General features: G+C 33.5%; 1 protein-coding gene. It reads right to left on the reverse strand.

Features of this window, described 5'->3' with window-relative positions:
- Positions 1 to 518, reverse strand: a 518-nt coding sequence (locus Q0C16_RS03195) for a 4-hydroxyphenylacetate 3-hydroxylase C-terminal domain-containing protein (protein WP_292319597.1), incomplete at its 3' end; no start/stop codon positions are given.
- Positions 519 to 535 lie beyond the last annotated feature (17 nt).

Here is a 535-nt window from a genome sequence, read left to right on the forward strand (position 1 = left end):
GTAGTAAATAAAGCCCCTAATGAAGAAATTATTTCTCTTGTTAACGATAACAATTTAGATCTTATTATTGGATCAGTTCCTTTCTTGCCAACTAAATATTTTTTCAAATATTTAGATTCTTCTTCATTAATAAAATCTTGGGAAGAAGGCAGAGTAGCAGCTAGCCCTCCTGCGACATCTACCAAATGTTTTATTGCATCTAAATACCCTTCATTAGCTACTAATTTTCCTACATTAGTAAATATCCTGTTCGGAATAGAAATTTTTGTATCTTCATCAATTTCAGATAAATGAGAGGCGGCTATTGCTGATTCCCTTAATATCTCTTTATATTTAATAATTTCTACTATATCTCTTCTTATATGAGATTTATCGTCTACTCCATTGAGTTCAGCTAGGAGCTTTCCTAAACCAATAAGTAGGTCTGCCATAGCAGTTCTATAAGATATAGCCGTAAATCTATGATATGTTGGGAACATAACCGCTAAAGGTCCTGCTAATTGGTATTCGCCAGCCAAAAATACCCTTTCCCATG

Source organism: Caldisphaera sp., assembly GCF_023256325.1.
GTDB lineage: Archaea > Thermoproteota > Thermoprotei_A > Sulfolobales > Acidilobaceae > Caldisphaera.